Here is a 13388-nt window from a genome sequence, read left to right as displayed (position 1 = left end):
TCAACGACGCCCAGCGCCAGGCGACCAAGGACGCCGGCAAGATCGCGGGCCTCGAAGTCCTCCGCATCATCAACGAGCCCACCGCTGCGGCTCTCGCCTACGGTCTCGACAAGAAGAAGGAAGCCAAGACGATCGCGGTCTACGACCTCGGCGGCGGCACGTTCGACGTGTCGATCCTCGAGATCGGCGATGGCGTGTTCGAGGTGAAGTCGACGAACGGCGACACCTTCCTCGGTGGTGAGGACTTCGACATCCGTCTCGTTGAATATCTCGCGGCGGAGTTCAAGAAAGAGAACCAGATCGATCTGAAGAACGACAAGCTCGCGCTGCAGCGCCTGAAAGAGGCTGCTGAGAAGGCGAAGATCGAGCTGTCGAGCGCCCAGCAGACCGAGATCAACCTGCCGTACATCACCGCGGATGCGTCCGGTCCCAAGCACCTGAACATCAAGCTCACGCGCGCCAAGCTGGAATCGCTGGTCGAAGCGCTGGTCCAGCGCACGATCGAGCCGTGCCGCATCGCCGTGAAGGACGCGGGTCTGTCGCTCAAGGACATCTCCGAAGTCATCCTCGTCGGCGGCCAGACGCGCATGCCGCTGGTGCAGAAGGCCGTGAAGGACTTCTTCGGCCAGGAGCCGCGCAAGGACGTGAACCCGGATGAGGCCGTGGCCGTCGGCGCCGCGATCCAGGGCGGCGTGCTGTCCGGCGAAGTGAAGGACGTGCTGCTGCTCGACGTCACGCCGCTGTCGCTGGGTATCGAAACCCTCGGCGGCGTCATGACCAAGCTGATCGAGAAGAACACCACGATTCCGACCAAGGCGAATCAGACCTTCTCGACCGCCGACGACAACCAGGGCGCCGTGACCATTCACGTGCTGCAGGGCGAGCGTCAGCGCGCGGGCGACAACAAGTCGCTGGGCCAGTTCAATCTCGAAGGCATTCCGCCGGCGCCGCGCGGCATGCCGCAGATCGAAGTCACGTTCGACATCGACGCCAACGGCATCCTGAACGTGTCGGCGAAGGACAAGGCCACGGGCAAGGAACAGAAGATCGTCATCAAGGCCTCGAGCGGCCTGTCGGAAGATGACATCAAGCGCATGGTCTCGGATGCCGAGTCGCATGCAGAAGAGGACAAGCGCTTCCGCGAGCTGGTCGAGTCGCGCAACAAGGCCGATGCGCTGATCCATCAGAGCGAGAAGGCGCTGAAGGATCTGGGCGACAAGGTCCAGGGGGCGGATCGCGCCAGGATCGAGTCGGCCGTGTCGGATCTGAAGAAGGCCATCGCCGGCGACGACAAGGACATCATCGACAAGAAGGCGGCGGCGCTCGCCGAGGCTTCCGGCGCGCTGGCGCAGCAGGCCTACGCCCAGTCCGAAGCGGGTGCCCAGCCTGAAGGCGGCGCGGGTCCGAGCGGCGCCAAGCAGGACGACGTGCTCGACGCCGAGTTCGAAGAGGTCAAGGACAAGAAGACCGGGAACTGAGTGGATTCGGGCAAAGTGCGCCCGAATCGATGGGAATGCCGCGATGAGCGCGGCATCATAGGCAGCACAGTGGCCGCCGCGGGACTCGTTCTCGCGGCGGCCAGCTTGTGTCAGCGGCGCGGGTTTCACCGCGACCGAACGATTACGAAGACTGGCAGCCGATAGCTACGACATGTCCAAGCGCGATTACTACGTGGTGCTGGAAGTCTCCCGCACAGCCACCGAAGCCGAACTGAAGAAGTCGTATCGGCGTCTGGCCATGAAATATCACCCGGACCGCAATCCGGACGATCACGAGGCCGAAGAGAAATTCAAGGAGGCCAAGGAGGCCTACGAAGTGCTGACGGATGAGCAGAAGCGCGCCATCTACGATCAGCACGGTCATGAAGGATTGGCGGCACGCGGCGGCGGTGGCGGGTTCGGCGGCGGCGATGCCTTCAGCGATATTTTCGGCGATGTGTTCGGCGACATCTTCGGCGGCGGCGGCCGGCGCGGCGGGCGCCAGCAGGTGTTCCGCGGCGCCGATCTGCGCTACGACCTCGAACTCGATCTCGAACAGGCCGTCTTCGGCCACGAAGCCAGTGTGGAATTCACGACGCTGGGCGAATGCGAGCCCTGCAAGGGCAGCGGCGCCGCGCCCGGCTCCAAGACGACGAATTGCGAAACCTGTCATGGCGCCGGCCAGGTGCGGATACAGCAGGGCTTCTTCGCCGTGCAGCAGACGTGTCCGCGCTGCAAAGGCCGCGGCCAGGTCATCAGCCAGCCGTGCGACAGCTGTCTCGGCCAGGGTCGCATCCGTCGCAAGAAGACGCTGACGGTCAAGGTCCCCGCGGGCGTCGACAACGGTGATCGCATCCGGCTGACGGGCGAGGGCGAAGCAGGGCGCAATGGCGGCCCCGCAGGCGATCTCTATGTCGAGATCCGGGTGCGCGAGCATCCGATTTTCGAACGCGACGGCAGCCATCTTTCGTGCGAAGTACCCGTGAGTTTCGCGACGGCGGCGCTCGGTGGCACGGTCGAGGTGCCGACGCTGGACGGCAATGTCGAGCTGAAAGTGCCGAACGAGACGCAATCCGGTCGCGTGTTCCGTCTGCGGGAAAAGGGCGTCAAGCCCGTGCGCGGTGGGGCGACTGGAGATCTGTTCTGTCGCATCGTGGTCGAAACGCCCGTCAACCTGACCGACGAACAGCGCGATCTGCTGAAACAGTTCGACGCGACCATGCGCACCAGCACGCACAATCACAGTCCGCGCGAACGCAGCTGGCTCGACGGCGTGAAGCGCTTCTTCGAAACCATCCGAAGCTGAGTCATGACGAACCCGGCACTGCGTGTGGCGATTTTCGGTGTCACCGGGCGCATGGGGCGTGCATTGCTCAGCGCGCTCGATGAAATCCCCGGCGCGCGGTTGGCGGGCGCGGGCGCTTCACCGCAGAGCAGTTGGAACGGCAAGGATGTGGGTGAGCCGTCCGGCACTGCGAAGCGCGGTGTGCTCATCAGCGGCGATCCGGCGCAGGCGCTGCGCGATGCGAATGTCGCGATCGACTTTGCCTTGCCGGAGGGCACGTCGGCCAATCTGCGGGCCTGTGTCGCTGCCGGATGTTCGCTGGTGATCGGTACGACCGGCCATGATGCAGCGACTCGTGCAGAGATCGAGAACGCGGCAAAGCAGATCGCGATCGTCAGTGCGCCGAACATGAGTCTGGGTGTGAACCTGCTGCTGAAGCTGGTCGAACTCGCAGCCGCGAAGCTCGACGAGGGCTACGACATCGAAGTGTTCGAAGCGCATCACCGCAACAAGAAGGATGCCCCATCGGGCACGGCGCTCGCATTGGGCCGGTCAGCGGCGGCGGGGCGCAAAATTTCGTTGGATGCCGCGGCCGAGTACGCCCGACACGGCAACACCGGAGTCCGGCCTCGCGGCACGATCGGCTTCTCCGTGTTCCGCGGCGGCGATGTCGTCGGCGATCACACGGTCACCTTTGCCGGCATCGGCGAACGGATCGAATTGACGCATCGCGCCAGCGACCGGATGGCCTTCGCAAGGGGTGCCGTCGCCGCTGCGCGCTGGGTCTGCGGTCGCGAGCCGGGTCTGTATTCGATGCAGGATGTCCTGGGACTTTCCTGAAGTCGCGGCAGTCTGCGGGCGCGGGAAATTTTCCGCGCTCGTCGTGGTTTTCCTCAGGCACATTCCGGAAGTTTCTGCTTCCCTCACTCTGGTCACTCGCGTAGACTGCCGCCTTCAGCACGTGGCGATATTTCTTGTGCGCGGGATCGGCTACCAGCCCCTCCCGCTATTCGTGCGCGCGCCTGAAATGATTGACAGGAGCTGAAGTGACCCAAGGCGACAGAACGACGGCTGTACTCGCGCTTGAAGACGGTACGGTTTTTTCTGGCCGCTCGATCGGCGCAAAGGGCAATACGACGGGCGAAGTGGTGTTCAACACCGCCATGACGGGCTACCAGGAAATCCTGACTGACCCGTCCTACTGCCGTCAGATCGTCACCCTCACGTATCCCCACATCGGCAATACCGGCGCGAACCCGGAAGATCTGGAATCCGCCTCCGTCTATGCGGCGGGCCTGATCATTCGCGACCTGCCGGCGACGTACGCCAACTGGCGCGCCTCGGAGTCGCTGGAAAGCTTCCTCGAACGCGGCAAGGTGGTGGCGATCGCCGATATCGATACGCGCAAGCTGACGCGCATCCTGCGCGAGAAGGGCGCACTCGCCGGCTGCATCATGACCGGCGAGAAGGCGACCCCGATCGCTGCGGTACACGCCGCGCGCAAGTTCCCCGGCCTGAAGGGTATGGACCTCGCGAAGGTCGTCTCGACCAAGCGCACGTATCAGTGGAACGAAGGCACGAACTGGGCGCTGTCGCAGGGTCCGAAGCAGCGGCCGGGTCAACGCGTGCATGTCGTGGCGTACGACTTCGGCATCAAGCGCAACATCCTGCGCCTGCTCGCGGATCATGGCTGTCGCATCACCGTCGTTCCCGCGCAGACGCCCGCGGACAAAGTGCTGGCGATGAACCCGGACGGCATCTTCCTGTCGAACGGCCCGGGCGATCCGGAGCCGTGCACGTACGCGATCGATGCGATCCGCAGATTCCTCGAGACCGACATTCCGATCTTCGGCATCTGCCTCGGTCACCAGTTGCTGGGCCTCGCGAGCGATGCGAAGACGGTGAAGATGAAGTTCGGTCATCACGGCGCGAACCATCCGGTGCAGGACATCGGCAGCGGGCGCGTTCTGATCACCAGCCAGAATCACGGCTTCGCGGTCGACGAAAACACGCTCGGAGCGAACGTGAAAGTGACGCACAAGTCGCTGTTCGACGGTTCGCTGCAGGGCATCGAACGCACCGACCGCCCCGCTTTCAGTTTCCAGGGTCATCCGGAAGCGAGTCCTGGTCCGCACGACGTGCGCGAACTGTTCGGCCGCTTCGTGGGCCTCATCAATGAACGCCTCAATGCGCAGACTGCGGCCAAAGAAGGTACGCGGCGTGTGGCAGAGCGCTAAGACGAACGTTACAGACAAGAGTCGAGATGCCAAAACGTACCGATCTTCAGAGCATCCTCATCATTGGCGCCGGGCCCATCGTCATCGGGCAGGCGTGCGAATTCGACTATTCAGGCGCGCAAGCCTGCAAGGCGCTCAAGGAAGAGGGCTATCGCGTCATCCTGGTGAACTCCAATCCGGCGACGATCATGACGGACCCGGAAACCGCCGATGTCATCTACATCGAGCCGGTCAACTGGCGCGCCGTCGAGCGCATCATCGAGAAGGAAAAGCCGAGTGCATTGCTGCCCACCATGGGCGGCCAGACGGCGCTGAACTGCGCGCTCGATCTGGTGCGCGAAGGCGTGCTGGAGAAGCACGGCGTCGAGCTCATCGCCGCTTCGCGCGAAGCCATCGACATGGCCGAAGACCGCGAACGTTTCCGCAATGCCATGCGCGAGATCGGTCTCGAATCGCCGCGCTCGAAAATCGCCCACAGCATGGATGAGGCGCTGGCCGTGCAGGCGGAAATCGGCTTTCCGACCGTCATCCGTCCGTCGTTCACGATGGGCGGTTCGGGCGGCGGCATCGCCTACAACCGCGAAGAATTCGTGGCGATCGTCGAGCGCGGTCTGGACGCCTCGCCGACCAGCGAAGTCCTGCTCGAAGAGTCCGTCATCGGCTGGAAAGAGTTCGAGATGGAAGTCGTCCGCGACCGCAAGGACAACTGCATCATCATCTGCTCGATCGAGAATTTCGATCCGATGGGCGTGCACACGGGCGACTCGATCACCGTCGCGCCGGCGCAGACGCTGACTGACAAGGAATACCAGGTCATGCGCAACGCTTCGATTGCAGTGCTGCGCAAGATCGGCGTCGAGTGCGGCGGCTCGAACGTGCAGTTCGCCGTGAATCCCGACGACGGCCGCCTGCTGGTCATCGAAATGAATCCGCGTGTGTCGCGTTCGTCGGCGCTGGCCTCGAAGGCGACGGGATTCCCGATCGCCAAAGTCGCCGCCAAGCTGGCGGTCGGCTACACGCTCGACGAACTCAAGAACGACATCCCCGGCGGTGCCACGCCGGCATCGTTCGAACCGACGATCGACTACGTCGTCACCAAGGTGCCGCGTTTCACGTTCGAGAAATTCCCCGGCGCCAATGATCGCCTGACGACGCAGATGAAGTCGGTGGGCGAGGCGATGGCCATGGGCCGTACCTTCCAGGAGTCGCTGCAGAAGGCGCTGCGCAGCATGGAGACGGGCGCGGATGGCCTGGATCCGATCGTGAAGCTGCCGCTCAGCGATGAAGATGCGCAGCGCGTGCGCGAAGAGCTGCGCATGCCGGGGCCGAATCGCATCCGCTATGCCGCCGACGCGCTGCGCGCCGGCTGGACGCTCGAAGACGTTTACGCGCTGTCGAAGATCGACCGCTGGTTCCTGGCGCAGATCGCCGACCTGATTGCTGAAGAACAGGCCGTACAGGCGCAGGGCCTGGAAGCCTTCGATCGCGATCGCGTGCGCGTGCTCAAGCGCAAGGGCTTCTCCGATCGCCGTCTCGCCACGCTGCTGGGCCTGGATGAGGCCAGCGTGCGCCGGCGTCGCACGACCATGGGTATCCGTCCCGTCTACAAGCGAGTCGATACCTGCGCCGCCGAGTTCGCGACTTCCACGGCCTACATGTATTCCACGTACGACGAGGAATGCGAATCGGAGCCGTCGGACCGCAAGAAGATCATGATTCTGGGCGGCGGACCGAACCGCATCGGGCAGGGCATTGAATTCGATTACTGCTGTGTGCACGCCGCGCTGGCGCTGCGCGAAGCCGGATTCGAGACCATCATGGTCAACTGCAATCCGGAAACCGTCTCCACCGACTACGACACCTCCGATCGGCTCTACTTCGAGCCGCTGACGTTCGAAGACGTCATGGAGATCATCGACAAGGAGAAGCCCGCGGGCGTGATCGTGCAGTACGGCGGACAGACGCCGTTGAAACTGTGTCGCGCGCTCGAAGCGGCCGGTGCGCCGATCATCGGTACGACGCCGGATGCCATCGACGTGGCCGAAGACCGCGAGCGCTTCCAGCAGCTCGTGCAGCAGCTCAATCTGAAGCAGCCGCCGAACTGCACCGCCCGCACCGAAGACCAGGCGATTGCGATGTCGAAGACGATTGGCTTCCCGCTGGTCGTGCGTCCGTCGTACGTGCTGGGCGGTCGCGCAATGGAAGTGGTCTTCAACGAAGACGACCTGCGTACGTACATGACCGACGCCGTCAAGGTTTCCAACGACAGCCCCGTGCTCCTCGATCGCTTCCTCGATCTCGCAGTCGAAGTCGATGTCGATGCGATCTGCGACGGCGAGGACGTGTACATCGGCGGCATCATGGAACACGTCGAACAGGCGGGCGTCCATTCCGGCGACTCGGCGTGCTCGCTGCCGCCGAACAGCCTGAGTCAGGAATTGCAGGCCGAACTGCGCGAACAGACGCGCAAGCTGGCGCGCGGCCTGAACGTCGTCGGACTGATGAACATCCAGTTCGCGATCCAGAACGGCATCATCTACATCCTCGAAGTGAATCCGCGCGCGTCGCGCACGATTCCGTTCGTGTCGAAGGCGACGGGTGTGCCCATCGCCAAGATGGCGGCCCGCGTCATGACGGGCAGCAAACTCAAGGATCTCGGACTCACCGCCGAGCGCATTCCGAAGTTCTACTCGGTGAAGGAAGCCGTTTTCCCGTTCGCCAAGTTCCCGGAATCCGACCCGATCCTGGGGCCGGAGATGAAGTCGACCGGCGAAGTCATGGGTACCGGCCGTTCGTTCGGCGAAGCCTATGCCAAGGCGCAGCTCGCCTCGGGCGTCACGCTGCCGACCCGCGGCGTCTGCCTGATCAGCGTTCGCGAGCGCGACAAGCCCTCCGCAGTGACGCTGGCGCGGCGGCTCGTGGCGCAGGGATTCGAGATTGTCGCGACCGAGGGGACGGCCAAGGCCATCACGGACGCGGGCATTGCCTGCCGGCGCGCCAACAAGGTGCGCGAAGGTCGTCCGCATATCGTCGACATGATCAAGAACGACGAGATCTCGCTCATCGTGAATACGACTGAAGGCAAGCAGGCCATTTTCGAATCGCGCTCGATTCGGCGCGAAGCGGTCCACAAGCGCGTGACGTACTACACGACCGTCACCGCGGGTCTGGCGACCTGCGATGCCATTGCCCACATCAACGAGACTGACGTGAATCGTCTGCAGGATCTGCATCAGGAGGTCGCATCGTGAAGCGCCTGCCATTGACTCTGAAAGGCGCGGAGCGTTTGCGAGCCGAACTGAAGCGCCTGAAGACCGAAGATCGTCCGCGCGTGATTCAGGCCATTGCCGAGGCGCGCAGCCATGGCGATCTGAGCGAGAACGCCGAATATCACGCCGCCCGCGAGCAGCAGAGTTTCATCGAGGGCCGCATCAAGGATCTCGAAGCGCATCTGTCGAACTCGGAAATCATCGACGTCTCGCGCCTGGCCGCCGGCGGCAAGGTCGTCTTCGGCGCCACCGTGAATCTCGAAGATCAGGATGATGGCAACAAGGTCATCTACCAGATCGTCGGCGACGCGGAGGCGGACATCCGCAACGGCTGGATCTCGGTGTCGTCGCCGATCGCGCGGGCGCTGGTCGGCAAGCAGGAGGGCGATGTCGTCGATGTGGTGGCGCCGAACGGTACCCGCTCGTACGAGATCGTTTCGGTCAAGTACGTCTGAGCGGCGCGCATGGCGCGCGTTGCTTCGATCCTGATCGCGTTCTGGGCCGGCAGTCTGTGGACCGTCTGCGGCATCGTCGCTCCCTCCCTGTTCGCCGTGCTCGATGATCGCCGGCTGGCCGGTCAGCTCGCTGCCAGATTCTTTCTCATCGAAACCTGGATCGGTGTGGCGGTCGGCGCCTTGCTGCTGGGGCTCAGCTTCAGCGGCAAGCTGGTATTGCCCGCTCGTGCCTTCGTCCTGATGGCGGCGCTGCTGCCGCTGGCCAGCCATCTGCTGCTGGGGCCGTTGATGGAGCGAGCGCGGCTCGCCGGCGACATGACCCGCTTCGGCGTCCTGCACGGCATCGCCGGCGCCTGCTTCCTGGTCGCCTGTCTCTCGATGATCGTGGTCGTGTGGAAGTTCAGTCGGCCGGCAGGATGATCTTCGGCTTTTCCTTGTGCCGTCGATAGAACAGGCCGACATTGCCGATGCGCTGCACCAGCGCGCTCGACGTCTGTTTCGTCAGTTCCTCGAAGATCAGGTCGCGCTCATCCCGATCGCCGACGCGGGCACGCACTTTCACCAGTTCGTGGGCGTCCAGCGCCAGATCGAGTTCCTTGGTGACCCCCGCCGACAGTCCTGACTGCCCGATCAGTACGATCGGATCGCGTCCGTGTCCCAGTCCTCGCAGGTATTTGCGTTGCTTCTCGGAAAGTGTCGCCGTGGTCATGTCGGTGTCGCTGCTCATGCGGGGGCGCAAACCTACCAAATCGAGCCGGTCCCGGCTCGATTGGCCGCGCAATGACTTGCTGCCGATCCGTGGCACTGCCGTCTCCTTGCAATGTCGGGGTCAGCCCCCACCTTGACCGGGAATCCCGCGGTCCGTCGGTGAATCGAGCTATGCGGTTGAACCGGTAGAGGATTTGCGGGATTGAACACTCGGGTTGCCGGGAGTCGGGTTGGCGATCGAATCAGGAATGGCATCGACAACTGGAGCAGCGAATTGCCCGCTCTCCGGACTATCGACGGGTTCTGGCAATGGCTGAGCCGGATGGTGTAGTGTCAAACGCATACGCCTTTCTTTTACGGATGCTTTCTGCGTTCGGCCCGACCTCCAGGTCAGGCAGCCCCGGCGAGAAGTCGCCCGCTGCAACCATGCCCCGGCAGATGTATTGAGCAGGTATGTGGACAGGCACCGGTAAGGGCTTCTTGAGGATTCGACCTTGAACGATCTCGCAAAGAACATCGTCCTGTGGATTGTCATCGCCGTGGTCGTCGCGACGGTGGTGAGCAACTTCAGCACGAGAGCCGGCGCCGAACCTGAAATTCCGTACTCGACCTTCCTCGATGAGGTGCGCTCCGGCACGGTCGACGAGGTCGTTTTCAAGGGCGACCAGCTCAAGGGCCAGCGCAAGAACGGCGACCGCTTCGTCGTCAACAATCCCGAAACCGATTACTCCGAACTGATCGGCGCCCTGGTCAAAGCCAACATCAAGTTCAGCAAGGCGCCCGCCGAGCGCCAGTCGCTGCTGACGCAACTCCTCATTTCGTCGTTCCCCATCCTGCTGCTCATCGCGGTCTGGGTGTACTTCATGCGCCAGATGCAGGGCGGAGCGGGCGGACGAGGCGCCATGTCGTTCGGCAAGAGTCGAGCGCGATTGCTGGGCGAGGACCAGGTCCAGGTCACATTTGCCGACGTGGCGGGTGTCGACGAGGCGAAGGAAGAGGTCGTCGAGATCGTCGAGTTCCTCAAGGATCCGGCCAAGTTCCAGCGTCTCGGCGGCAAGATTCCGCGCGGCGTGCTGATGGTCGGCTCGCCCGGCACCGGCAAGACGCTGCTCGCCCGCGCCATCGCCGGCGAGGCGAACGTTCCCTTCTTCACCATCTCGGGCTCCGACTTCGTCGAAATGTTCGTCGGCGTCGGCGCGTCGCGCGTGCGCGACATGTTCGAGCAGGCGAAGAAAAACGCGCCCTGCATCATCTTCATCGACGAAATCGACGCGGTCGGCCGCCATCGCGGCGCGGGCCTCGGCGGCGGCAACGACGAGCGCGAGCAGACGCTCAACCAGTTGCTCGTCGAGATGGACGGGTTCGAGGCGAACGAGGGCATCATCCTGATCGCCGCCACCAACCGTCCGGACGTGCTCGACCCGGCGCTGCTGCGCCCCGGCCGTTTCGACCGCCAGATCGTCGTCCCGAACCCGGACGTGATCGGCCGCGAGAAGATTCTTCGCGTGCACGTGCGCAAGGTGCCGCTCGCCCCTGACGTCGATCTCAAGACGGTCGCCCGCGGCACGCCCGGCTTCTCGGGCGCCGACCTGATGAACCTCGTCAACGAGGCGGCGCTGATGGCGGCGCGGCGCGGCAAGCGCATCGTCACCATGGCCGAGTTCGAGGACGCCAAGGACAAGATCATGATGGGCGCGGAACGCCGCACGCTCGTCATGACGGAGCAGGAGAAGCTGCTGACGGCCTATCACGAGGGCGGCCACGCCATTGTCGCGCTCAACGTGCCGGCGACCGATCCCGTCCACAAGGCGACGATCATCCCGCGCGGCCGCGCGCTCGGCATGGTCATGCAGCTTCCCGAACGCGACAAGCTGTCGATGAGCTACGAGCAGATGATGTCGCGGCTCGCGGTGCTGATGGGCGGCCGCGTGTCGGAGGAGATCATCTTCGGCGACGACAAGGTGACGTCGGGCGCGCAATCCGACATCGAGCAGGCGACCAAGCTCGCCCGCGCGATGGTGACGCGCTGGGGCTTCTCGAAAGAGCTCGGCACCGTCATGTATGGCGAGAACGAGCAGGAAGTGTTCCTGGGCTATTCCATGGGCCGGCAGCAGAACATTTCCGAGGAGACCTCGCAGAAGATCGACGCGGAAGTGCGCCGCCTCGTCGAGACCGGCCTCGCCGAAGCGCGCCGCATCCTGACCGAAAAGCGCGACGATCTCGAAGCGCTCGCCAAGGGGCTGATCGAATACGAGACGCTGTCGGGCGAGGAGATTCTGGGCCTGCTCAAGGGCGTGCCGCCGGTGCGCGACACTGGCGATCCGACGCCGCCGCGCACGGCCGCCGTGCCGACGACCGGCCGCAACCGCCCGGCGCCGCCGGAGCCGGACGCCGGCGGCCTGGAGCCGCAGCCGACGGGTTAGAAGCACGAAAGCCCGGCTCAACGCCGGGCTTTTTCTTTGCCGCTACCAGAGCCGCTGCGCGCCATAGGCGTCGAAAATCGCCTCGTTCGAAACGAGCAGCGCCTCCTCGATCCTCGCCTGCGCGATCAGCATCCGGTCGAACGGGTCGCGATGCGGTCCCGGCAGGAGGCCGGCGGCTTCGGCGTGACGCGCGCTGATCGGAAGCTCGGCGAAATCCTCGTCTGCGATGATCGTCGGCAAGCTCCCGACGATCGCCGAGACGCCGGGCAGCTTGCCAATGCGGTGCTTGGTCGCGATTTCCCAGACCGAGGCGGCGCTGACGTAGACTGTTTGCGCCTCGCCGATCGCCTCCCGCGCCCGCGCGGGGAGGGCTTCGTCGCCTGCCAGCCACCAGAGGAAGGCGTGGGTGTCGAGCAGCAGGCGCACGTCTATTCCCAGTTCGCCAGTTCATCCTCCGGCAGCGGATCGAAAAAGTCCGGCCCGACATGAACCCTGCCGCGCAGGGAGCCGAAATTTCGGGATTTTCGCGGCAAATTCAGGGGAACGAGTTTCGCGACCGGCGTCTTGCCGCGCGCCAGCACGATCTCCTCGCCCGCTTCGACGCGGGCCAGGAGTTGCGAAAGGTTCGTCTTGGCGACATGAATCGTAACGGTTGTCATTAGCTAATGATATAGCTAAGTCGAGCACCGGGCAATGCCTACCTCATTCCAGCAACGCCTTCACCGTCTCCGCCGGTCGGCACAGCGCGACCTTGCCGTCGACCACTACGATCGGGCGCTCGATCAGGATGGGGTGTTTTTCGATCGCCGCGAAAATCCGGTCGTCGGTCAGCGCGGGATTGTCGAGGCCAAGCTCGTCGTAGGGCGTCCCGCGCCTGCGGAGAATGTCGCGGACGGACTTGCCCATTTTCTTCAGGAGCTTTTCGAGCGTGGCGCGATCGGGCGGCGTCTTCAGATATTCGACAATCTCCGGTTCGATCCCCCCGTCCCGGAGCGCCGCCAGCACATTGCGGGAGGTGCCGCAGGCGGGATTGTGGTAGATGGTCGCCTGTCGGGCCATGGGGCGGATTCCTTCGCGCGTTAAGGAAAAGGTAAGGTTGTCGGGCGCGCGGCGCCCCGCCTGTTCTACAATGCGCGCGAATATTTCCAACGCGGGCCAAGCGCCAGAGGACGAACATGAGCCGCACCTATTTCGGCACGGACGGCATACGCGGCGTCGCCAACCGCGTCATCACGCCGGAGCTGGCCCTCAAGGTGGGGCAGGCGGCGGGCCTGGTGTTTCAGCGCGGCGAGCACCGGCACCGCGTGGTGATCGGCAAGGACACGCGCCTTTCGGGCTACATGATCGAGAGCGCGCTGCTGTCGGGTTTCACCTCGGTCGGCATGGACGTGTTCCTGCTCGGGCCGATGCCCACGCCGGCCGTTGCCATGCTGACGCGCTCCATGCGGGCCGACCTCGGCGTGATGCTTTCGGCGTCCCACAATCCCTACGAGGACAACGGCATCAAGTTCTTCGATCCCGACGGCTACAAGC

The 13388-nt window shown here is 64.1% G+C and carries 12 protein-coding genes and 1 pseudogene; 9 read left to right on the top strand and 4 right to left on the bottom strand.

Annotated features, from left to right (window positions below):
* From dnaK to V7D81_RS21130, 7 genes are all read left to right on the top strand, one after another.
* On the top strand, positions 1-1478 hold a 1478-nt coding region (dnaK, locus tag V7D81_RS21160), incomplete at its 5' end, for a molecular chaperone DnaK (RefSeq protein ID WP_324320036.1).
* A gap of 172 nt (positions 1479-1650) precedes the next feature.
* The gene (dnaJ, locus tag V7D81_RS21155; protein WP_324320034.1) at positions 1651-2784 is read left to right on the top strand and encodes a molecular chaperone DnaJ; all 1134 of its coding nucleotides are present in this window, start codon (positions 1651-1653) and stop codon (positions 2782-2784) included.
* 3 nt (positions 2785-2787) lie between these two features.
* Positions 2788-3603 carry a 4-hydroxy-tetrahydrodipicolinate reductase gene (gene dapB / locus V7D81_RS21150; RefSeq protein WP_324320032.1) on the top strand — a complete coding sequence of 272 codons (816 nt, stop codon included), beginning with the start codon at positions 2788-2790 and terminating at the stop codon, positions 3601-3603.
* A gap of 206 nt (positions 3604-3809) precedes the next feature.
* Positions 3810-5000 carry a glutamine-hydrolyzing carbamoyl-phosphate synthase small subunit gene (gene carA, locus V7D81_RS21145; protein WP_324320030.1) on the top strand — a complete coding sequence of 397 codons (1191 nt, stop codon included), beginning with the start codon at positions 3810-3812 and terminating at the stop codon, positions 4998-5000.
* Between the two features lie 26 nt (positions 5001-5026).
* Positions 5027-8251 (top strand): carbamoyl-phosphate synthase large subunit, encoded by a 3225-nt coding sequence (gene carB, locus V7D81_RS21140; RefSeq protein WP_324320028.1) that lies wholly within the window; start codon positions 5027-5029, stop codon positions 8249-8251.
* Positions 8248-8724 (top strand): transcription elongation factor GreA, encoded by a 477-nt coding sequence (gene greA, locus V7D81_RS21135; RefSeq protein WP_324320026.1) that lies wholly within the window; start codon positions 8248-8250, stop codon positions 8722-8724. Before carB ends, greA begins: the two co-directional genes overlap by 4 nt.
* A 9-nt stretch (positions 8725-8733) precedes the next feature.
* Positions 8734-9144 (top strand): DUF4149 domain-containing protein, encoded by a 411-nt coding sequence (locus V7D81_RS21130; protein WP_324320024.1) that lies wholly within the window; start codon positions 8734-8736, stop codon positions 9142-9144.
* On the opposite strand, the gene V7D81_RS21125 is transcribed toward V7D81_RS21130, so the two are convergent.
* A complete protein-coding gene (locus V7D81_RS21125; protein ID WP_324320022.1) occupies positions 9125-9451 on the bottom strand; it encodes a YhbY family RNA-binding protein in 327 nt (108 codons plus the stop codon). The two genes, V7D81_RS21130 and V7D81_RS21125, sit on opposite strands and share 20 nt — an antisense overlap.
* A gap of 475 nt (positions 9452-9926) precedes the next feature.
* Here V7D81_RS21125 and ftsH point away from each other — a divergent pair, with 475 nt between their 5' ends.
* A complete protein-coding gene (gene ftsH / locus V7D81_RS21120) occupies positions 9927-11855 on the top strand; it encodes an ATP-dependent zinc metalloprotease FtsH (protein WP_324320021.1) in 1929 nt (642 codons plus the stop codon).
* A 42-nt stretch (positions 11856-11897) separates the two neighbouring features.
* On the opposite strand, the gene V7D81_RS21115 is transcribed toward ftsH, so the two are convergent.
* The 3 genes from V7D81_RS21115 to arsC are packed head-to-tail and all read right to left on the bottom strand — an operon-like array spanning position 11898 to position 12914.
* The gene (locus tag V7D81_RS21115; RefSeq protein WP_324320019.1) at positions 11898-12281 is read right to left on the bottom strand and encodes a type II toxin-antitoxin system VapC family toxin; all 384 of its coding nucleotides are present in this window, start codon (positions 12279-12281) and stop codon (positions 11898-11900) included.
* 2 nt (positions 12282-12283) lie between these two features.
* Positions 12284-12514, bottom strand: a complete 231-nt coding sequence (locus V7D81_RS21110; RefSeq protein ID WP_324320017.1) for a type II toxin-antitoxin system Phd/YefM family antitoxin — start codon at positions 12512-12514, stop codon at positions 12284-12286.
* A gap of 43 nt (positions 12515-12557) precedes the next feature.
* Positions 12558-12914, bottom strand: a complete 357-nt coding sequence (gene arsC / locus V7D81_RS21105; protein ID WP_324320016.1) for an arsenate reductase (glutaredoxin) — start codon at positions 12912-12914, stop codon at positions 12558-12560.
* 116 nt (positions 12915-13030) lie between these two features.
* Here arsC and glmM point away from each other — a divergent pair.
* A pseudogene (gene glmM, locus V7D81_RS21100) lies at positions 13031-13388 on the top strand (phosphoglucosamine mutase); the annotation flags it as partial.

Source organism: Povalibacter sp. (assembly GCF_036735925.1).
GTDB lineage: Bacteria > Pseudomonadota > Gammaproteobacteria > Steroidobacterales > Steroidobacteraceae > Steroidobacter.
This window is presented reverse-complemented; position numbering and strand designations above follow the sequence as displayed.